Consider the following 19,215-nt stretch of genomic DNA (forward strand, 5'->3'; position numbering starts at 1 on the left):
TTCAATCCCCCACTCAGATCCGGTGTTTTTCGGACACAGCTTCAAGTTCGCCTTCCCTGGACGAGGTCAGCATCTCTTCGGAATAGGTCGTGTCGATCTTGAACCAGTCGTAGAGCATCCACAGCGCGAGCACGATCGAGATGCCCCAGCATGCGTAAGAAAGTGCCACCCACATGACGATGCTTCCCTATTTATTTGTCGCCGAACTTTTCGTTGATGACGTCGCGGTATTCGCGGTCCGATGCGCGGAACAGAAAAATGAAATAGCCGATCAGCACCGCGGCCATGATGATCAGCGTCGGCCAGTCGATGATGTAGTGGAACCGGTTCTGGATGATGTCGTGCGCGGTTTCCGGCGTGTAGCCGAGCTTTTCCCAGATCGAGGCCATGGTCGGGTTTTGTCCGAGCGCTTCCCACGTCTTGGCGTCGAGCGCGTCGATGGATTTTGCCGCCCCTGCCAGCCCCAGTTTCAGCGGCAGCCACAGCGCGACGAAAATCGCGACCACGACGACGGCGATATCGAAGACCTGTCCGGCCTTGCTCTGTTCGGGCGGTGTATAGCGGGCCATGCGTCTCCCCTCAGGACTTGCGGTTGCGGTAGGCGTCGGCATTCTTGATGTCGAGGCCGTAGATGAAGTCCTTGTCTTCCTTGTAGTGGTTGACCATCGCCAGGATCGCGGCCGTGTTGAAGATCAGCACGGCGCCGGCGGCGACCGCGACGACGAGCTTGATGCCGGCGTCGGGGATGTACGGCCATGTCATGAACAGGACAAAGAGGATCGTCGCCCACAGGCAGACGATCAGGAGCATGGATCCACGCACGTCGGAACGGTACAACGCTTCGACGCGCTGTTGCAGGTCGGACATCGGCTTTCCCCTTTTTCAACGCCCGGTCCGGATTGGCCGGTCATTGCCCTCTTTCAAGAGAGTGAAATTTTTTTCATAAAATCCGGCCGAATTCTGGAATTGTCAAGACGATTTTACGCAGCGTTAACTGTTTGTTTGGTCCGCCGGATTTGCCTGACAATGAAATTATTTGCTTACGGGTATTGCAGGCTCCCGGCGTTTGCGATCAATATTCGGGCAACGCTCCCGCCACTGTGCAGGGAGCAGGGGAAAGCAAAAAGTTCTTTCGAACGGAGGACCAGCGGATGACGGCATCCTGGAGATTTTCGGCGCTTGCGGACCGCCACCGGGCGCTCGGCTCGAAGCTCGAGGACTGGAGCGGCATGGGCACCGCCTGGACCTACGACAAGGACGCCGACGAAGAGTACATCGCCATCCGCACCAAGGCCGGCCTGATGGACGTGTCCGGTTTGAAGAAGGTCCACATCACCGGGCCGCACGCCTCACACCTGATCGACCTGGCGACGACGCGCGATGTCGAAAAGATCTATCCCGGCAAGTCGGCCTATGCCTGCATGCTCAACGAGGCCGGCAAGTTCACCGACGACTGCATCCTCTACCGCACCGGCCCGAATTCCTGGATGGTCGTGCATGGCTCGGGCACCGGCCATGAAGAGCTGCAGCGCGCTTCGGTCGGTCGCGACGTGTCGCTGCGCTTCGACGACAATCTGCACGACCTTTCGCTGCAAGGCCCGACGGCGATCGATTATCTGGCAAAGCATGTGCCCGGCATTCGCGACCTCAATTATTTCCACCACATGCAGACGCAGTTGTTCGGCTTCCCGGTGATGATCTCGCGCACCGGCTATACCGGCGAGCGCGGCTACGAGATCTTCTGCCGTGGCCAGGACGCCGGAACGATCTGGGACAGGATCCTCGACGAGGGCAAGAGCGCCGGCATCATCCCGTGCCGCTTCACCACGCTCGACATGCTGCGCGTCGAGAGTTACCTGCTGTTTTACCCCTACGACAATTCGCAGAAATACCCGTTCGAGAATGAAGGCCCCGGCGACACGCTGTGGGAGCTCGGCCTCGACTTCACCGTCAGCCCCGGCAAGACGGGCTTTCGCGGCGCCGAGGAGCACTACCGCCTCAAGGGCAAGGAACGCTTCAAGATCTTCGGCGTGCTGCTCGAAGGCAAGGAGCCGGCCGACGAGGGCGCACCGGTCTATCGCGACGGCAAAAAAGTCGGCGTGGTGACCTGCGCCATGTATTCGCCGCTGGTCAAAAAATCGATGGGCATCGCCCGGCTCGACGTCGACTGCGCGGTGCAGGGCACCAGGCTCGAGATCCGCAACAAGAGCGGCGCCATCAGCGCAACCGCCGAGCCGCTTCCGTTCGACGATCCGAAGAAGACCAAGCGCACGGCGAAAGGCTGAGGCATACTGCGGGTATGGCAGCGAAAAGCATCATCAGCCGGCCGGTCTATGGGACCCTGTCTCTGCAGCCCGGCAAGCATCATCTTTTCATAGCGGATGCAGAGGGAGCGCTGGCGATTGCCGACCTGGCCGCCAAGGCACCGGCGGACTTCTTCGGAGGCGCCCACGTCATCTTCATTCCCGGCCGCGACGGCAAATATGCCGATGTGCTCGAAGCGCTGAAGCCGGCGCAGTTCTACCTCGGCCATTCCTTCGCCAGCGCTTTGCCGCGGCTGAAGCAGACGCTGGCCAATGCGCATATGGGCCTCAGGCTCTATCTTGCCGGCACCGAAGGGCTGATCGGCCAGGCCATGCACGCGGCGCTCGAAGCCGGCATCGACCACACCTCGATCCAGACCGAGCATCGCGGCTCGTTGGCGCGCCGCATGCAGTGCGTCCACTGCAAGGGCATCACCGAGAACGTGACGACGCAGCCGGCGACCTGTTCGCATTGCGGCCTGCTGCTTCTGGTGCGCGATCACTATTCGCGGCGGCTCGCCGCCTTCCAGGGCGTCTGCATCAACGCCGAGGACCGCAGCGAAATTCCTCCGATCGAGGAGGTCTTTCGATGAGCACCGGCACCACCAAGCTCGACGTCGTCGTCAGCGATGTCGTTCCGGTCAACGAACTGGTGACGCGCTTTCATTTCCGCCGGCGCGACGGCCAGCTTTTGCCGACCTTTTCCGGCGGCGCCCATGTCGTCGTCGAGATGCGCGATGGCGAACGCACCAGGCTCAATCCCTATTCGCTGATGGGCTCGCCGCTCGACACCCGCGAATACACCATCTCGGTGCGCCGCGACAACGCCGGCCGCGGCGGCTCGCTGTTCATGCACAGGCAGGTCAGGCCGGGCACGGAGATGGTGGTCAGCTATCCCGTCAACCTGTTCTCGCTCGATCTGCGCGCCAGGAAGCACTTGATGCTGGCCGGTGGCATCGGCATCACCCCGTTCATGGCGCAGACCGCGCAGCTGGCGGCGGACGGCGGCAATTTCGAGCTGCATTACACCTGCCGCACGGCCTCGCTCGGCACCTATGCCGATCTGCTCAGGGAACGCTACGACCGTCGGGTCAGGCTCTATCACGACGACCGCGACGAGCGCGTCGATCTCGACCGGCTGCTGTCGTCGCAGCCGCTCGGCACGCATCTCTATGTCTGCGGCCCGTCGGGCATGATCGGCTGGGTGCGCGAGCGTGCCGCGGCGCTCGGCTGGCCGGCGGAAACCGTGCATTTCGAGCATTTCGCCGCACCGCAACCCGGCGCGCCCTTCGACGTGACGCTGGCGCTCAGCGGCAAGAAAATCCGTGTCGACGAGCAGCAGAGTCTGCTCGAGGCGATCGAGGCGGCCGGCGTCGATCCGCCCTATCTCTGCCGCGGCGGCGTCTGCGGCCAGTGCGAGACCAATGTCATTTCGCATGACGGCAAGTTCATCCACAACGACCACTGGCTGAGCGAGGAAGACCACCGTTCGGGCTGCAAGATCATGCCCTGCGTGTCGCGTTTCGAGGGCAGGTCGCTGGTGCTGGAAAGATAGGAGGCGAGCTTGGGCATTACCTTTCGCAAGGAGACGTTCCGCGACGACTTCACCTTCAGGAACAGCCCGGAGCACATCAGGCGGTTCCCGTTCCCGTTCCATGAAGACAGCTACATGTATGCGGTCAACATCGAGCCGCACGTCGTCGGGCCGAAGGGCAGCGTGCTGGAGAATTTGATCGACGTCGACGAGCACTATGTCGCCGAGATGCAGGACCGCGCTTTGGTGCTGGCCGAGGATCCGCTGCGCTGCCAGTCGCTGCCGCACATGACGCTGGCCGGCTGGGACCTGCTCGAACTGCTGATGGAGCAGCAGGCGCTGGGCTATCCCGAGCATTTCACGCTGACCCGAGACGGCGACCGCTGGCGCTGGATCAACCGGCCGCTCGGTATCGACGACAGCTTTACCTTCGGTGACGTCTCGACGCTGCCCTATGGGCCGATGGAATACATCACCCGGCAGAGCCAGGGCGATTTCTGCATCCTCGACCAGCGCGACGGCAATCTGTGGATGGATGCCGGCATGGTCACCACCCAGGCCGACTGGTCGCTCGATTTCGATATCGGCATGAATTTCTTCGAATGGCACGCGCCGGTGCCGCTGGCGCATGAGAAGGGCATATTCGTCCGGGCGCTGAAGTTCCTCACCAACATCCAGCAGGGCAAGCCGGCGCGCCGGCTGAACTGGACGATGACCATCAATCCGCGCCTCGATACCAGCCCGGAAAATTACCACAAATGGGGTCCGGACCGCGCCACGGTGACGCCGGAAAACGTCGGCGACAAGGCCCATCTGCGCGTCGAGCTGCAGAGTTTCTGGCGGCTGCCGCGCTCGAACGCGATCGTCTTCCCGATCCGCTGCTATCTGATCAAGATGGACGAGCTGGTGACGCAGCCGAAATGGGCAAGGCGGCTGCACCGCGTCATCCGCGACCTGCCCGAGGAACTCGCCAATTACAAAGGCCTGACGCGCTATCGGCCGACGCTGGTCGAGTGGCTGTCGAGGTTGGATGATGGCAGCCCGACGTCAGCAGGCTTCGGGCCGGATTGACTGCTGCCGTCGCCGAAGCTGCCGATCTCCCCCCAAGAGGGGGAGATGCCCGGCAGGGCAGAGGGGGGCGCCGTAGAGCGCCGGGCTTGCCCCGCGGCCTCCCAAAACTCCGCGAGGCTCACGCCGCGCCGGCCAGCCCAGCCACGATCACGACATGCTGGCAGACATTGTCGATATCGCGAATGACATCATCGTTCCAGAAGCGCAGGACCGTCCAGCCCAGCGCTTCGAACTTCGCGGTTCTTGCAGCGTCCGATTCCGACGTTTCGGCCTGGCCATGCTGGGAACCATCAAGCTCGATGATCAGCTTTTTGTCCGGGCATGCAAAATCGACGACATGGCCGGCGATAGCATCTGGCGCCGAAACCCCAGTCCCATCAGCCTGTGAGCCCTTATCTCATTCCAAAGCTTGAGTTCGGCATCGGTCATCACCTTGCGCATCCTGCGCGCATTGCGGCGGTTATTGGCGGAAACTAGATTGTGCGTCATCGCGGTTCGCCCCCCTCTGTCCTGCCGGACATCTCCCCCTCGAGTGGGGAGATCGGATGTCATTTCGGCTTTCGCCAATTTGCCAATGCTGCAAAGAAGCGCCGTCGCGAAGCTGCCGATCTCCCCGACGAGGAACCCCCAAGAAGGGGAGATCGAACTCTCACCCCGCGCTTTGCGGGTAGCAGATGATCGAGAGATAGCGCATCGGCAGAACGGTCAGCACTTCCGGGCCGTGCGGCGCATCGGCGTCGAAGAACAGGCTGTCGCCGGGCTTCATCGGGTAGAGGTTGCTGCCGTGCCGGTAAACCACCTCGCCTTCGAGCATATAGAGGAACTCCATGCCTTCGTGCTGGAAGGTCGGGAACACGTCGGAATCCTCGGTCAGCGTGATCAGATAGGGTTCGACGACGACGCCGCTGGTGTTGGAGCCGATATGGCCGAGCAGATTGTACTGGTGGCCGGCGCGCGTGCCGCGGCGCTCGACGTCGAGGCCTTCGCCGGCCTTGACGAAGACGGCGCTGCGCTCTTCTTCGAAGCGGCGGAAGAAAGCGGTGACAGGGACGCCGAGCGCCCGTGACAGCGCCTGCAAAGTTGTCAGCGACGGCGAGGTGATGCCGTTTTCGATCTTCGACAGCATGCCAAGCGAAATGTCGGTGGCGGCAGCCAGATCGGCGACGGTGATGCCGAGCTTCTTGCGGAAGGCCCGCACCTCGCGGCCGATGGCGACCTCCAGGACTTTTTCGCGAGTATCGCGAATGGCGTGAGGGTTCTGGGTGAGCGGCGCGCGTATCTTGCGCGGATCGATTGCAGCGATCGACGGCTTGGCTTTGGCGACGGCGGCGGCCGCAGCAGGCTTTAGACTGGATGCTTTTTTCGCCATGTTGCCACCCCGGACCTTGCCGATTCATTTCACTCACGGTGAACATATTCGGTGCCGATACAGAAGCGCAACTCTCACGGCAAGCCACCCATGTCGAATTGCGCAATGTCCGGATTTCGCCCGAGCTACCACGTCGCTTGGAAATCCAGCTTGGTGAAACGAGGGTTTCGCGACAAGGCCTGTTGACAGCATCGAAGGGGCAATTACTGTCCTGTCAGTGAAATTTGTTTCGTTAGGGAAATGAGATCGGGAGGCCCGCAATGAAAGATCGTGTTGCCGTCATCGGAGCCGGGCCGTCCGGCATGGCCCAGCTCCGGGCCTTCAAGTCGGCCGCCGACAAGGGCGCCGACATTCCCGAAATCGTCTGCTTCGAAAAGCAGTCCGACTGGGGCGGCCTGTGGAACTACACCTGGCGCACCGGCCTCGACGAACACGGCGACCCGGTGCACGGCTCGATGTACCGTTACCTCTGGTCGAACGGCCCGAAGGAGTGCCTCGAATTCGCCGACTACACGTTCGAGGAGCATTTCGGCCGGCCGATCGGCTCCTATCCGCCTCGCGCCGTGCTGTGGGACTACATCAAGGGCCGCGTCGAAAAATCCGGCGTGCGCCAATGGGTGCGCTTCAACAGCCCGGTGCGCATGGTCACCTTTTCCGAAACGACGAAGAAGTTCACGGTCACCGCGCATGACCGCACCAACGACGTCACGTACTCGGAAGAGTTCGACAATGTCGTCGTCGCCTCGGGGCATTTTTCCGTGCCCAACGTTCCCTATTTCGAGGGCTTTTCGACCTTCAACGGCCGTATCCTGCACAGCCACGATTTCCGCGACGCGATGGAATTCAAGGGCAAGGACATTTTGATCATCGGCCGCTCCTATTCGGCCGAGGACATCGGCTCGCAATGCTACAAATACGGCGCCAGATCGATCACCTCGAGCTACCGCTCGAAGCCGATGGGCTTCAAATGGCCGGAGAACTGGAAGGAGGTGCCGCTGCTGCAGAAAGTCGTCGGCAAGACGGCGCATTTCAAGGACGGCAGCACTAAAGACGTCGACGCCATCATCCTGTGCACCGGCTACCTCCATTCCTTCCCGTTCCTCACCGAGGATTTGAAGCTGAAGACCGCCAACCGCATGTGGCCCGACGGGCTCTACGAGGGCGTCGTCTGGGAGAAAAACCCGAAGCTGTCCTATATTGGCATGCAGGACCAGTTCTACACCTTCAACATGTTCGACGCGCAGGCCTGGTTCGCCCGCGACGTCATCATGGGCCGGATCAAGCTGCCCTCGGCCGAAGCGATGGCCGAGCACGGCAAAAAGTGGCGGGCACGCGAGGAAACGCTGGAAGACGCCGAGCAGATGATCTGGTTCCAGGGCGACTACACCAGGGAGTTGATGGAGCAGACCGACTATCCGGGCTTCGACGTCGAGGCCGTCAATCAGACCTTCATGGAATGGGAGCACCACAAGGCGGAAGACATTATGGGCTTCCGCGACCATTCCTGTCGCTCGCTGATGACCGGCACGATGGCGCCGCTGCACCATACGCCTTGGCTGCAGGCGATGGACGATTCGATGGAGAGCTATCTTGAGGTGAAAGGCGTCGCGGCGGAGTAGGGAGTCCGAACGGCGATTGCCTTTGCCTCAGACAACTTCCCGCGCGGGGTCGGCTGCCAGCGCCAGGGAATTTGCGACGTGCTCGAGGTGCTCCTCGTCCAGGATGCTGGTCGCGACGCGGACAGCGTTCGTTTTTCCTGTCGAAAACTTCGCTCCGGCATGGACCGCGATGCCGTGCGCGGCCAGCGTGACCATCGCATAAGGTTCCGAAGCAACCGGAATGAGGACGCTGAGACCATATCCGGCGTCGATCGCGACATCGCGTTTCGCCAGTTCGCCGGCGAGCCGCTCGCGACGGTGGCGATACACCTCCTTCGCCTGCTCAACGAGGGCAGCCGTGGCCGGGTCTTGCACCAGCCAGGCGGTGGCCGCCTGCAGGATACGGCTGGTCCATCCCGAGCTGAAGCTGCGATAGGACTGGATCTGCTCGACGATCGTCGCCGATCCGGACAGCACGGCGAGCCGCAGGTCCGGGCCATGGGTCTTGGAATAGGACAGGATGTGGACGACGCGATCGGGAAAGCGCCGGCCAAGCGAAATGCGCGGCGCCGAGGCAATATCGCCGACGCCGTCGTCTTCGACAATCAGCACGTCGGTGCCGGCGAGCAGGTCGCCAATGACCTCCAGCCGCGCCGACGACATGCAGGCGCCGGTAACCGAATGGACGCGCGGCTGGAACAGGAACGCGACGGGCCGCTGCCGCAGAGCGTTGGCAAGTGCATCCGGCAAGGGACCTTCACTGTCGCAGTCCACCGGGATGATCGGCACATCGAGATCCTCGAGGATGTCGAGCAGGCGAAGCGCCGTCGGGTTCTCGATAGCCACCGGCGCCCCCGGCGGAACCAGCGCATGCAGCAAGGTGTAGATGGCGTTGTAGCCGCCATTGGTGGCCAGGAACGCGCCGGGATCGTACGGCCATGACGGGCGCACCGCGGCCTCCAGCTCGGGCAGGATGCGCACCCGCTCGTAGCTGTTGAGCTTTTCGGCACGCGCGCCATGCGCCAGCGCGATGTCGAGCTGCGGCAAGAGCCTCACATCGGGCTCCGCGATCGCCAGGTTCAGAACGTCGTGTCCGTAATTGCCGCCGCTCATGTGGCGCTCGGGCCGGGCGGCAAAGCGGTTGCCCATGATCCAGGTGCCGTTGCGTCCGCGGCCGCCGATGATCTTGTAGCGCCGCAGCTCGCTCCACGCCTGCGAGACAGTCGCCGGGCTGACGCAGAGCACATAGGCCAGATCGCGCACCGGCGGAAGTTTTGCGCCGACGGGCAGCGCGCCGCTTCTGATCAGCGCACTGGTCTCGCGCGCGATGCCGCGCGTCGTGCGGTCGCCAAGGCGTTCAGCGAACCATCCTGCATCGAAATCCATCGGAACCCGCGATCGTCAAAGCGAATGTTCAATAACATAATAACATTTGATCGGCCAAAAATAAACATTTACCAATCGCCGGTCAAACATAGCTTTGAAGTTCATGCCGATGCCCGCCTCCACCACGCCCGTCTCCATCACGATAGCCACCCGCGATTGGGATTATCTCACTCCCTTGGTCCTGGGTGACGTCACCTCCAGCCGCCTGTCGGTGAAGGTTGATCGTGTCGCCACGCTGATCGCGGATCTCGGCACCGATCCGAACTACGATGCGGCGGAGGTCTCATTCAGCCGTTATGTGTCGGCCATGGCGGCGGGCCGGGATACGGTGGTTGGACTACCGTGCTTCATCATGCGCGGCTTTCGCCATCGCTGCATCATAACGGTCGAGACCAGCCCGCTGGAACGGCTCTCCGACCTTGCCGGCAAACGCATCGGCGTCACCGGCTGGCGCGATTCCGGCAACACATGGACGCGCGCGGCGCTTCGGCGGGAAGGCGTCGGCGTCGAGGATGCCTATTGGTTCGCCGGCAGGCTGACATCGGAGCACCCGGTCGCAGACCGCCTCGACGGATTCGGCAGGCCGGGTCGAATCGAAGCAGCGCCGGGCGAACGCCCGATGATGGAGCTGCTGGCGCAAGGCGAGCTCGACGCTGTTTTCACGCCCTTCATGCCGGACGGCTTTTTCGGCCCGGCTTCCGGCTTCCGGCAAGTGCTGCGCGATTTTCGCGCGGCCGAACGCGCCTATTTCGCCGACGTCGGTTATGTTCCGGGCATGCATCTGGTCGCCGTCAAGGCCGCAATGGCCAGGGAGCACCCCTGGCTGCCGCGGGAACTCGCCAGGCTGATCGACGAAAGTCAGCGCGTCTGGACGGCAAAGCGCCGAAAATATGCCGACACCTCGCCCTGGATCCTCGAGGAGCTGCTTCATGCGGGGCGCGACCTGCCTGCCTCCTGGAACGCCAGCGGCCTGCCTGCCAACCGGCGCATGATCGAGGATTTCGTCGCCGAGCTTCACGCCCAGGGCATTCTGACGGAGCCGATTTCCGCCGAAGCCTTGTTTCCTTTCGAGGCCAGGTCGCGGGCCACCGCAGCCTGACAACGCGCAATCAAGAACAGGAGAATGCCATGAGGACAATCAGCTTCATATTCGCCTCGCTCGTCACAATGCTGGCGCAGTCCAGCTTCGCCCAGGACATCCAAAAGCAATCGGTGAACGAAGACTTGCGCGCCCGGCTGCCGGAAGAGATCCGCACGGCGGGAAAGATCACAGCCGTCAACAACGGTTCGTTCCCGCCCTATGAGATCGTCACCGGCACCGAACTGTCGGGGGCGACCAGGGACATTTCGGACGCTATCGGCCAGCTGCTCGGCGTCGAAGTCGATCATGCCTCGGTCGCCGGCCTGCCGGCGTTGCTGAGTGGCATCAATGCCGGCCGTTATCAGTTCGCGATGGGGCCTGTCGGCGACTATCCCGACCGCCAGAAATCCAACGACTTCATCGATTGGGTGCGCGAATACGTCGTCTTCGCCGTCGAGAAGGGCAACCCGCAAGACATTACCTCACTCGACACCGCTTGCGGCAAGCGCATCGCCGTCATGTCGGGCGGGTCGGCCGAAAAGGTCATCAAGCAGCAGGCACAGAAATGCACCGAGGGCGGCAAGCCGGCCGTCGAGGTGCAATCCTTCACCGACCAGCCGAGTTCGATACTGGCCGTCCGGTCGAAGCGCTCCGACGCATTCTTCTCCTCGCAGGCGCCGCTGACCTATTTCGTCGAGCAGGCGAAGGGCCAGCTGGAACTTTCAGGTGTCGGCCAGGCCAATGGGTTCAAGGACATCTATCAAGGCGCCGTCGTCAAGAAGGGCTCGCCGCTGGGCGGCGTGCTGCTCGACGCGTTCAAGATCCTGATGAAGAACGGCACCTACGCCGCGGTCATGAAGAAATGGGGCCTCGAGAAGAACATGATCGACGCGCCCGGCATCAACCAGGGCCAGTAGAGGCTGCCATGACCGACGCGACCGCTGCCTACGCGGCCGGGCTGCCGCGACGTCCCGACGACGCGCTGCGCGATGTCAAACGAGCCCACCGGCCGTTTCCGCTCGTCCGGCTGGCGCTCTGGGCGTTCACCGTCGCCGTGGCGGCCGGCTTCGCCTATATCGTTGCGGTCAACCCGAATTTCGGCTGGCCGGTCGTCGCCCAGTATTTCTTCGATCCCACGGTCATGCAGGGGCTTTCCGTAACGCTCGGCCTGACGGTCGTGGCGATGATCCTGGGTATCGTGCTCGGCCTGCTGCTCGCCATCGCGCGCATGTCGAAGGACAGGCTGGCATCCTTCCTCTCCGGCCTGTTCATCTGGTTCTTCCGGGGAACGCCGCTGCTGGTGCAACTGATCTTGTGGTACAACCTTTCGACGCTGTTTCCGCGCATTTCCATCGGCTTCGCCAGTTGGAACACCAACGACCTGATCACGCCTTTGACGGCCGCGGTTCTTGGTCTGGCGCTGAACGAGGCCGCCTACATGGCCGAGATCATCCGTGGTGGATTGTTGTCGGTGGACAAGGGGCAGGCCGAAACGGCTGAAGCCTTCGGCATGACCCGCGCCCGGGCTTTACGGCGCATCATCATCCCACAGGCGATGCGGTCGATCGTCCCGCCGACCGGCAATCAGCTGATCAGCATGATCAAGGCGACGTCGCTTGTCAGCGTCATCGCCATGGCCGACCTGCTTTACTCGGTGCAGTCGATCTACAACCGCACCTTCGAAATCATTCCGCTGCTGATGGTTGCAGTGCTGTGGTACCTACTGATCACCTCGGTTCTCAACGTCGCGCAAGGCGCGATCGAACGCCACTACAGCCGCGGCGACCGCGGCGCCCGCGAGAAGACGGCGACCGCGACCCTGGAGGCTGCCAATGAGCGCGCATGACACGCCCCTGGTCCGGGCGCGCAACGTTCACAAGGCGTTCGGCCCGCTCGAGGTGCTGAAGGGCATCGACCTGGACGTCGCGCCTGGCGAGGTGGTGGTCGTTCTCGGACCGTCCGGCTCCGGAAAGTCGACCTTCCTGCGATGCATCAATCATCTCGAGGCGATCGACCAAGGGTCGATCGAAGTAGACGGCGAGCAGATCGGTTACCGGTTGCACGACGGCCGCCTCGACAAGCTTTCCGACCGGGCGATCGCAGCGCAGCGGCGCAAGATCGGCATGGTGTTCCAGCAGTTCAATCTCTATCCGCACATGACGACCCTGCAGAACGTCATCGAGGCTCCGGTCGGCGTTCACCGGGAGAACCGCAAGGAGGCGACCGGCTACGCCCGCGAACTGCTGACCCGTGTCGGTCTCGCCGACAAGATCGACGCCTATCCGCGCCAGCTTTCGGGCGGCCAGCAGCAGCGCGTCGCCATCGCCCGTGCGCTCGCCATCCGCCCGAAATTGATGCTCTTCGACGAGCCGACGTCGGCGCTCGATCCGGAGCTGGTCGGCGAGGTGCTCGCCACCATGCGCGATCTCGCCAGGCAGGGCTTGACCATGATCGTGGTCACGCATGAGATCGGCTTCGCCCGCGAAGCGGCGGATCGGGTGGTGTTCATGGACGACGGTAATGTGATCGAGGCCGGGCCTCCGGACGAGGTTCTCGCCAAACCCAGGCACCCGCGCACGCGGGCCTTTTTAAGCCGTTTCATCTGACAGCAAAGCCGGCGCGATTTACCTATTCGGCCAGCAAAGGACCTCCCATGCCAAAGACCTCCAACCAGTTCGCCGACATTTCCGATTTCGCCGACAAGGCCGCCGAGCTTGCGGCGGTTCGCCAGCACCTGCACGCGCATCCCGAGCTTTCCTTCCAGGAGCACGAAACCGCTGCATACGTTGCTGAACGGCTCGAAGGCTGGGGATACGAGGTGACGCGTAATGTCGGCGGCCTCGGGGTCGTCGGCCGCTTGCGCCAGGGCAGCGGCCGCAGCATCGCCATCCGCGCCGACATGGACGCCTTGCCGATCACCGAAGCGACCAATCTCCCTTATGCCAGCCAGGCCAGCGGCAAGATGCACGCCTGCGGCCATGACGGCCACACCACGATGCTGCTCGGCGCGGCCGAATATCTGGCGCGCACACGGCATTTCAACGGCACGGTGAACCTTATCTTCCAGCCGGCCGAGGAAGCCGGCAAGGGAAGCGGGGCGCAGGCGATGATCGCCGACGGCCTGTTCGAGCGCTTTCCCTGCGATGCGATATTCGGGCTGCATAATCATCCGGGCGCGCCGGCGGGTTCGTTCCTGATGCGCGCCGGGCCGCTGATGGCGGCGAGCGATACTGTCACCATCAAGATCGCCGGGCGTGGCGGCCACGCCTCCCGTCCGCACCTGACGGTCGACCCGATCGTCGCTGCCGCCAACATCGTCATGACCCTGCAGACGGCGGTGTCGCGCAACGTCAACCCGATCGAGACGGCTGTCGTTACCGTCGGCACCATTCACGGCGGCACGGCCTCCAACGTCATCCCGGAACACGCCGAGATCACGCTGAGCGTTCGCTCTTTCTCGGCCGAGATTCGCGACACGCTCGAGCAGCGTATTCGCAGCATCGCAGCACTTGTGGCGCAGGCGCATGGCGCAACGGTCGAGATCGATTACGAGCGCGGCTACCCGGTGGTGGTCAATTCCGAGAGCGAGACGTCCTTTGCGACAGACGTCGCTGTTGAACTCGTTGGTCAGGACAAGGTGGCCGTCTGCCCGTTGATCCCCGGCAGCGAAGACTTTTCCTATTTCCTTGCGCACAAACCTGGTTGCTTCCTCCGCCTCGGCAACGGCGAGGATTCAGCCATCCTGCACAGCTCGAAATATGATTTCAACGACGGCAATTTGACCGTCGGCGCAGCGCTTTGGGCTCGATTGACCGAGAGATTTCTGGCCGCTTGAGCCATACCTGCGGCTTGGATTGTCGATCGGCCGGTCGAGCAGAATTGGGGCGACCGGCCGCGCGACGATGCTCAACGAATTCTCACGCATTCCCCTCTTCGAATGCGATAAGAGCTTCGCTTTCAGACGAACAAAAAGTCACTCGTCGTCAGCGGGCTTGTAAAGTTTGCGAGAGTAACTTGATCGACTCCCGCGGTAATAATGGTGCTGGTTCCATTTTGCGAAATAGTGAGATCATCGAACGATTGCACGCCCTCCACGCCACTAAACACGATAGTGTCGCCTTGGGTCTGGCTGAAGTCGTAAATGGTGTTTTGGGTTCCGACCGTCATTGAACCATCGTCCTTGAATATGAATTGGTCTGCGCCGCCCTGAGCCAACTCGCTTAGTTGTCCGTCACCCCACATGTCATTGATGACCGTGCAGCCAGGTGCCGCGCTCCCGGCGTACAGGGTATCATTTCCACCTTTGGCCGAACCGGACATTTGCAGAGCGTCGCCGCACAGGAAGTTACGGACCTGGCCGCTTTCGGTGTTGTCGCCCCCGGTAAGAATGTCGTTGCCGCCCTGGGCGGAACCGGACATAGCGAGGGCGTCACCGTACAACTCGCTTACAACATCCGGACCGGAGCTCCTGTCGCCGCCAGTCAGGGAATCATTGCCACCCACAGCGCTGCCGAGCATCGCGACCGCATCGCCATACCCCAAATTATGAGTGCCTTGCAGCACGGCCACGTCGTCGCCCCCAAGCGCATGGTCGAACATACTGCCGCCCGCGTCGCCGTAGAAAGTTATCTCCGAGCCACCCGCGTTCGTGAAAGTGTCGTTGCCGCCCGCGGCAAAACCGGAAAGATCGCCACCCGCATCGCCATAAAGAGTTTTGCTCCCGATCTCCCCACCCAGGTCCGTATAGTGGTCGTCGCCGCCCTGAGCATGGTCAGACATGTTGCCGCCGGCGTCACCGAAGAAGGTGTTGGTGGAAAAGAAGCTACCCGTGAAGGTATCGTTGCCACCCTTGCTGTAGGCCGACATATCGCCGCCGGCATCGCCGTAGAAAGTGTTGAAGGAGTCGGTCCTGCTCGTGAAATTGTCGTCGCCGCCCTGCGCATTGCCGGACATGTTGCTGCCCGCGTCACCGCAGAAAATGTTATTGGCTTCTATCGAGCCCTGGAAGGTGTCGTTGCCGCCCTTGCCATGATCGGACATCTCGCCGCCCGCGTCACCGTAAAAGGTGTGGTCGGCGCCTTGTCGAGTGCTGGTCACGAAAATGTCGTCGCCGCCTTGAGCAAAGCCGAACATGTTGCCGCCGGCGTCACCGTAGAACGTGTTGTCTACCCGTCTACCCACTTCACTGCTCAAGGTATCGTTGCCGCCCTTGCTGTGGTCCGACATGTCGCCGCCGGCATCGCCGTAAAAAGTGTTGAAGGAGTCGCCCTCGGCCCTAAAACTGTCGTCGCCGCCCTGAGCATGGACGAACATGTTGCCGCCGACGTCACCGTAGAAGATGTAGGTGCCGAGCGAGGCGCCTGTGAAAGTGTCATTGCCGCCCTTGCTGTGGTCCGAGCTATCCTCGCCGGCATCGCCGTAAGCAGTGGTGGTGGAGGATGGCGCCCCCGTGAAGGTGTCGTTGCCGCCCCTCGAGAAATCTAGCAGGCTGCCGCCAGCATCGCCGATCAAGATATTTGTATTTAGATCGCCTGCGAGGATGTCATCAGTGCCCCATTGACGGTCCGTTAGATTACCGGGAGTAAAGGGAACGCGTTTAGACATTGTTCGCTCTCCTGTTGAGCCTGCCCGTCCCATGACAGCCGTACGATGTGAGGCTAGAGCGAGCAATAATCCCGAAGGGCTATGTCTTTGGGCGTAGGGGTCGGTAACTCATCACCTGCGCGCTATTGCGACATCCCGGACTATCCCAGCCTTGCCCGAGCCTTCGCCGTCCAGGCGTTGAACAGCCGGTCGGCGACGATACCGATGAAGGCGATGGCCAGGCCGGCGACGATGCCGCGACCGGAATCGGCCTTGGACAGGGCGATGAACACCTCCTGGCCGAGATCGCGCGTGCCGACCATGGCGCAGATGATGATCATCGCCAGTGCCATCAGGATGGTCTGGTTGACGCCGAGCATGATCTCGGGCAACGCCAGCGGCAGCTGCACGCGAAAGAAGGTTTGGCGCCTGGTACAGCCGGAAACCTTCGCCGCCTCGATCAGCGCCGGCGGCACCTGCCGGATGCCGTGATTGGTGTAGCGGATGGCCGGCACCACGGCGAAGGCGACGGTGGCGATCATCGCGGTGACGTCGCCGACCCTGAACAGCATCACCACCGGAATGATGAAGCAGAACGACGGCAGCACCTGCAGCGTGTCGATGACCGGCGTGACGATCTTTTCGAAGCGGTCGCCGCGCGATGCCATCAGCCCGATCGGAATGCCGATCAGGCAAGCGACAAAGGCCGAGATGCCGCACAAATAGACTGTCGCCATGGTCTTTTCCCAAAGGCCAGTGACGGCGCAGAACGCTGTCAATGCCGCGACCAGGGCGGCGAGGCGCAAGCCGCCGAGCTGGTAGCCGGCAAGGCCGAGGAGACAAACCGCGCCCAGCCACGGAAAGCCCTCGCAGAAGGCGCGCACCGGGTTCAGCACATTGAGGATAAGCGCCACGCGGAACGCTTCGATCGTGTCGAAGAAGTTGATGGTGATCCAGTTCACCGCCGCCTTCCACAAAGGCGCGGTGGTGAAGGTGATCGCTTTCGGCACCGCGGCGAAGGCCGGCACGAACAGGCCGAGCAGCGTGGTGACGGCGAGGATGGCGACGGCCAGCGTCAGGTTGGGATAGCGCCGCCAGAAGCTGGTCCCGGGCTGATGGCGGACATTGCCCTTGGCGTGATTGTGGGCGATCGCCTGGCTCAGCCGGTCGAGTGCAATTGCCAGTGCGACGATGGCGAGGCCAGCTTCCATGGCCTCGCCGACCTTGAGCGCGCGCAACGCCAAAAGCACATCATAGCCGAGCCCACCGGCGCCGATCATCGAGGCGATGATCACCATATTGAGAGCCAGCATGATGACCTGGTTGACGCCGACCATCAATGTCGGCCGCGCCGACGGCAGCAGCACCCGCCACAGTTTCTGCCGTGCTGTGCAGCCGGCCATCTCGCTGAAATCGTCGATCTCCGACGGCACCCGCGACAGGCCCAGCATCGTCGCCCGCACCATTGGCGGTGTCGCGAAAATTGCCGTAGCGATCATTGCCGAAACCGGGCTGTTGCCGAACAGAAGCAGCATGGGGATGAGATAGGCGAAGGTTGGGATCGTCTGCATCAGATCGAGGGCAGGGGAGATCAACAGCCTCTCCACCCAAGGCTTGCGCCATGCCCAGATGCCGGCGAACAGCCCGGTGACAATGCAAAACGGTACGGCGATTGAGATCAGGCCCAGCGTCAGCATGGCGCTGGTCCACTGCCCGAACAGCGCGGTGTAGAGAAAACAGCCGCCGACCAGCGCACCCAGCTTCCAGCCGCCGGCGGCGCGCCCCGCAAGGTAGGCGGCAGCGCAGACGCCGACCCAGGACAGCCGCGGCAAGACGATCATATCCGCGCCATGGCCGATCTTGAAATTCTTGGCCAGAAGACCGAGCGCGAAATCGAGCGGCACGCCGAGCACCGCGGTGATCGAGCGGGTCAGCCAGGAGAAGTTCGACTTCACCCAGTTCATCAGGGAACTGACCCAGTCGGCGACAGGAACGGTCGCGCCGGCCGGGTAATTGACCGCCCAGGGCAGGCTTTCCTGCAGCAGGAAGACAATAAGCACGGCGGCGAGCGCGCAGGCCCAGATCGCCAGCCAGGTTTGAACCGGCCGGGGCCTCGCTGCGCTGGCGCTTGCCGTGACCGTCATGCGCCGGCCCCACGACGCTCGATGCCTGCCAGAAGATCGATCACCGCCTGCGGCGTGACTTCGCCGATAGGCTTGCCGGTGCCGTTGACCACCGCGAAGGGCTTGCCGGCAGAGACAATATCTGCCGAGAAACTGGCAATCTTGGCATCCGGCGCGACCGTGCCGCCGTACTCGGCGCCGTCGCAGGCGCGCATCAGGCTTTTGGCCGAGATCACCTTGGCACGGTCGACGTCGCGGGTGAATTCGGCGACATAGTCGGTCGCCGGGTTGACCACCAGCTCTTCCGGCGTGCCGATCTGGATGACCTCGCCGTCCTTCATGATGGCGATCCGGTCGGCCAGCCGGATGGCCTCGTCGAAATCATGGGTGATGAAGACGATGGTCTTGTGCAGCATGGTCTGCAGCCGCATCAGCTCGTCCTGCATCTCACGGCGGATCAGCGGATCGAGGGCCGAGAACGGCTCGTCGAGGAACCAGATTTCCGGCTTCGTGGCGAGGCTGCGGGCGATGCCGACACGCTGCTGCTGTCCGCCGGAAAGCTCGCGCGGATAGAAATGCTCGCGGCCGCGCAAGCCGACCAGCTCGATGACTTCACGGGCCCGCTTCTCGCGTGTCGGCCGGTCCTGCCCCTGGATGCCCAAGGGAAAGGCGATGTTCTCCAGTACGTTGAGATGTGGCAGCAAGGCAAAATTCTGGAACACCATGCCCATGCGATGGCGTCGCAGCTCGATCAGCGCGGCATCGGAAATCTTGAGCAGGTCCTTGCCTTCAAACTCGACCTTGCCGTGGGTCGGCTCGATCAGCCGCGACATGCAGCGCACCAGCGTCGACTTGCCTGACCCCGAAAGTCCCATGATGATGAAGATCTCGCCCTGGCGGATTTCGAGATCGACGGCGCGCACCGCGCCAACCAGTCCGGCATCGGCGATGTCCGCCAGGCTGGCCTTGCCATCGCGCCGGCGGATGAAATTGGCCGCGTCCGCCCCGAACAGCTTCCAGACATTGCGACAGGCAAGCTTTATCGGGCGGGCATCGTTGCCCGCTTTCGCCGCCTGTTCAATCGTATCGGTCATGCGGTCGTCCTTCTGGAACACGGGATCGAGACCCGGCCACGAATGGCCGGGTCGTCGGATTTCCAGTCAGACG

The 19,215-nt window shown here is 62.6% G+C and carries 18 protein-coding genes and 1 pseudogene; 10 read left to right on the forward strand and 9 right to left on the reverse strand.

Annotation, left to right across the window (positions count from 1 at the left end):
• Nucleotides 1–13: 13 nt before the first annotated feature.
• Genes E5W70_RS02475 through E5W70_RS02485 form a run of 3 tightly spaced genes read right to left on the reverse strand, consistent with a single transcriptional unit; the run spans nucleotide 14 to nucleotide 867 of the window.
• Nucleotides 14–175, reverse strand: coding sequence for a hypothetical protein (locus tag E5W70_RS02475; protein ID WP_023673991.1), 162 nt, complete (start codon nucleotides 173–175; stop codon nucleotides 14–16).
• Between the two features lie 16 nt (nucleotides 176–191).
• Complete coding sequence (locus E5W70_RS02480; RefSeq protein WP_292653876.1) at nucleotides 192–569, reverse strand: hypothetical protein; 378 nt, start codon at nucleotides 567–569, stop codon at nucleotides 192–194.
• 10 nt (nucleotides 570–579) lie between these two features.
• On the reverse strand, nucleotides 580–867 hold the full coding sequence (locus E5W70_RS02485) for a hypothetical protein (protein WP_292653877.1): 288 nt from the start codon (nucleotides 865–867) through the stop codon (nucleotides 580–582).
• A gap of 284 nt (nucleotides 868–1,151) precedes the next feature.
• Here E5W70_RS02485 and E5W70_RS02490 point away from each other — a divergent pair, with 284 nt between their 5' ends.
• Genes E5W70_RS02490 through E5W70_RS02505 form a run of 4 tightly spaced genes read left to right on the forward strand, consistent with a single transcriptional unit; the run spans nucleotide 1,152 to nucleotide 4,908 of the window.
• Nucleotides 1,152–2,285 carry an aminomethyltransferase family protein gene (locus E5W70_RS02490; RefSeq protein ID WP_292653878.1) on the forward strand — a complete coding sequence of 378 codons (1,134 nt, stop codon included), beginning with the start codon at nucleotides 1,152–1,154 and terminating at the stop codon, nucleotides 2,283–2,285.
• 14 nt (nucleotides 2,286–2,299) lie between these two features.
• Nucleotides 2,300–2,896 carry a dimethylamine monooxygenase subunit DmmA family protein gene (locus tag E5W70_RS02495; RefSeq protein ID WP_292653879.1) on the forward strand — a complete coding sequence of 199 codons (597 nt, stop codon included), beginning with the start codon at nucleotides 2,300–2,302 and terminating at the stop codon, nucleotides 2,894–2,896.
• Entirely contained in the window at nucleotides 2,893–3,858 is a 966-nt protein-coding gene (locus E5W70_RS02500; RefSeq protein WP_292653880.1) for a PDR/VanB family oxidoreductase, read from the forward strand. Before E5W70_RS02495 ends, E5W70_RS02500 begins: the two co-directional genes overlap by 4 nt.
• Nucleotides 3,859–3,867: 9 nt before the next feature.
• The gene (locus E5W70_RS02505; protein WP_292653881.1) at nucleotides 3,868–4,908 is read left to right on the forward strand and encodes a DUF3445 domain-containing protein; all 1,041 of its coding nucleotides are present in this window, start codon (nucleotides 3,868–3,870) and stop codon (nucleotides 4,906–4,908) included.
• 118 nt (nucleotides 4,909–5,026) lie between these two features.
• On the opposite strand, the pseudogene E5W70_RS02510 reads toward E5W70_RS02505, so the two are convergent.
• Nucleotides 5,027–5,397, reverse strand: a pseudogene (locus tag E5W70_RS02510) (endonuclease domain-containing protein).
• Between the two features lie 160 nt (nucleotides 5,398–5,557).
• Complete coding sequence (locus tag E5W70_RS02515) at nucleotides 5,558–6,277, reverse strand: XRE family transcriptional regulator (RefSeq protein WP_292653882.1); 720 nt, start codon at nucleotides 6,275–6,277, stop codon at nucleotides 5,558–5,560.
• 260 nt (nucleotides 6,278–6,537) lie between these two features.
• Between E5W70_RS02515 and E5W70_RS02520 the strand changes: the two genes are divergently transcribed.
• Nucleotides 6,538–7,896 carry an NAD(P)/FAD-dependent oxidoreductase gene (locus E5W70_RS02520; RefSeq protein WP_292653883.1) on the forward strand — a complete coding sequence of 453 codons (1,359 nt, stop codon included), beginning with the start codon at nucleotides 6,538–6,540 and terminating at the stop codon, nucleotides 7,894–7,896.
• A 27-nt stretch (nucleotides 7,897–7,923) separates the two neighbouring features.
• Here E5W70_RS02520 and E5W70_RS02525 read toward each other — a convergent pair whose 3' ends face one another.
• Complete coding sequence (locus tag E5W70_RS02525; RefSeq protein WP_292653884.1) at nucleotides 7,924–9,261, reverse strand: PLP-dependent aminotransferase family protein; 1,338 nt, start codon at nucleotides 9,259–9,261, stop codon at nucleotides 7,924–7,926.
• Between the two features lie 109 nt (nucleotides 9,262–9,370).
• On the opposite strand from E5W70_RS02525, the gene E5W70_RS02530 reads away from it, so the two are divergent.
• From E5W70_RS02530 to E5W70_RS02550, 5 genes are read left to right on the forward strand one after another with little or no spacing between them, the layout of a single operon-like run.
• Entirely contained in the window at nucleotides 9,371–10,360 is a 990-nt protein-coding gene (locus tag E5W70_RS02530; RefSeq protein ID WP_292653885.1) for a nitrate ABC transporter substrate-binding protein, read from the forward strand.
• A 29-nt stretch (nucleotides 10,361–10,389) separates the two neighbouring features.
• On the forward strand, nucleotides 10,390–11,259 hold the full coding sequence (locus E5W70_RS02535) for an ABC transporter substrate-binding protein (protein ID WP_292653886.1): 870 nt from the start codon (nucleotides 10,390–10,392) through the stop codon (nucleotides 11,257–11,259).
• Nucleotides 11,260–11,267: 8 nt separating this feature from the next.
• Nucleotides 11,268–12,188: an amino acid ABC transporter permease gene (locus tag E5W70_RS02540; protein WP_292653887.1), complete on the forward strand. Its 921-nt coding sequence runs from the start codon at nucleotides 11,268–11,270 to the stop codon at nucleotides 12,186–12,188.
• Complete coding sequence (locus tag E5W70_RS02545; protein WP_292653888.1) at nucleotides 12,175–12,948, forward strand: amino acid ABC transporter ATP-binding protein; 774 nt, start codon at nucleotides 12,175–12,177, stop codon at nucleotides 12,946–12,948. The genes E5W70_RS02540 and E5W70_RS02545 overlap by 14 nt, the downstream gene beginning before the upstream one ends.
• A gap of 47 nt (nucleotides 12,949–12,995) precedes the next feature.
• Complete coding sequence (locus tag E5W70_RS02550; protein ID WP_292653889.1) at nucleotides 12,996–14,177, forward strand: M20 aminoacylase family protein; 1,182 nt, start codon at nucleotides 12,996–12,998, stop codon at nucleotides 14,175–14,177.
• A gap of 122 nt (nucleotides 14,178–14,299) precedes the next feature.
• Here the strand turns inward: E5W70_RS02550 and E5W70_RS02555 are convergent, their stop codons facing one another.
• The 3 genes from E5W70_RS02555 to E5W70_RS02565 form a co-directional block, all read right to left on the reverse strand.
• Nucleotides 14,300–15,946 carry a hypothetical protein gene (locus E5W70_RS02555; RefSeq protein WP_292653890.1) on the reverse strand — a complete coding sequence of 549 codons (1,647 nt, stop codon included), beginning with the start codon at nucleotides 15,944–15,946 and terminating at the stop codon, nucleotides 14,300–14,302.
• A gap of 140 nt (nucleotides 15,947–16,086) precedes the next feature.
• Nucleotides 16,087–18,069, reverse strand: a complete 1,983-nt coding sequence (locus tag E5W70_RS02560) for an ABC transporter permease subunit (RefSeq protein WP_292653891.1) — start codon at nucleotides 18,067–18,069, stop codon at nucleotides 16,087–16,089.
• Nucleotides 18,066–19,142, reverse strand: a complete 1,077-nt coding sequence (locus E5W70_RS02565) for a glycine betaine/L-proline ABC transporter ATP-binding protein (protein ID WP_292653892.1) — start codon at nucleotides 19,140–19,142, stop codon at nucleotides 18,066–18,068. Before E5W70_RS02565 ends, E5W70_RS02560 begins: the two co-directional genes overlap by 4 nt.
• Between the last annotated feature and the right edge of the window lie 73 nt (nucleotides 19,143–19,215).

The organism is Mesorhizobium sp. (assembly GCF_005063415.1).
GTDB lineage: Bacteria > Pseudomonadota > Alphaproteobacteria > Rhizobiales > Rhizobiaceae > Mesorhizobium.

Excerpts from the sequence above, each read along its gene's own strand:
- E5W70_RS02475 (WP_023673991.1), bottom strand. The coding sequence starts at position 175 with ATGTGGGTGGCACTTTCTTACGCATGCTGGGGCATCTCGATCGTGCTC.
- E5W70_RS02480 (WP_292653876.1), bottom strand. The coding sequence starts at position 569 with ATGGCCCGCTATACACCGCCCGAACAGAGCAAGGCCGGACAGGTCTTC.
- E5W70_RS02485 (WP_292653877.1), bottom strand. The coding sequence starts at position 867 with ATGTCCGACCTGCAACAGCGCGTCGAAGCGTTGTACCGTTCCGACGTG.
- E5W70_RS02490 (WP_292653878.1), top strand. The coding sequence starts at position 1,152 with ATGACGGCATCCTGGAGATTTTCGGCGCTTGCGGACCGCCACCGGGCG.
- E5W70_RS02495 (WP_292653879.1), top strand. The coding sequence starts at position 2,300 with ATGGCAGCGAAAAGCATCATCAGCCGGCCGGTCTATGGGACCCTGTCT.
- E5W70_RS02500 (WP_292653880.1), top strand. The coding sequence starts at position 2,893 with ATGAGCACCGGCACCACCAAGCTCGACGTCGTCGTCAGCGATGTCGTT.
- E5W70_RS02515 (WP_292653882.1), bottom strand. The coding sequence starts at position 6,277 with ATGGCGAAAAAAGCATCCAGTCTAAAGCCTGCTGCGGCCGCCGCCGTC.
- E5W70_RS02520 (WP_292653883.1), top strand. The coding sequence starts at position 6,538 with ATGAAAGATCGTGTTGCCGTCATCGGAGCCGGGCCGTCCGGCATGGCC.
- E5W70_RS02525 (WP_292653884.1), bottom strand. The coding sequence starts at position 9,261 with ATGGATTTCGATGCAGGATGGTTCGCTGAACGCCTTGGCGACCGCACG.
- E5W70_RS02530 (WP_292653885.1), top strand. The coding sequence starts at position 9,371 with ATGCCCGCCTCCACCACGCCCGTCTCCATCACGATAGCCACCCGCGAT.
- E5W70_RS02535 (WP_292653886.1), top strand. The coding sequence starts at position 10,390 with ATGAGGACAATCAGCTTCATATTCGCCTCGCTCGTCACAATGCTGGCG.
- E5W70_RS02540 (WP_292653887.1), top strand. The coding sequence starts at position 11,268 with ATGACCGACGCGACCGCTGCCTACGCGGCCGGGCTGCCGCGACGTCCC.
- E5W70_RS02545 (WP_292653888.1), top strand. The coding sequence starts at position 12,175 with ATGAGCGCGCATGACACGCCCCTGGTCCGGGCGCGCAACGTTCACAAG.
- E5W70_RS02550 (WP_292653889.1), top strand. The coding sequence starts at position 12,996 with ATGCCAAAGACCTCCAACCAGTTCGCCGACATTTCCGATTTCGCCGAC.
- E5W70_RS02555 (WP_292653890.1), bottom strand. The coding sequence starts at position 15,946 with ATGTCTAAACGCGTTCCCTTTACTCCCGGTAATCTAACGGACCGTCAA.
- E5W70_RS02560 (WP_292653891.1), bottom strand. The coding sequence starts at position 18,069 with ATGACGGTCACGGCAAGCGCCAGCGCAGCGAGGCCCCGGCCGGTTCAA.
- E5W70_RS02565 (WP_292653892.1), bottom strand. The coding sequence starts at position 19,142 with ATGACCGATACGATTGAACAGGCGGCGAAAGCGGGCAACGATGCCCGC.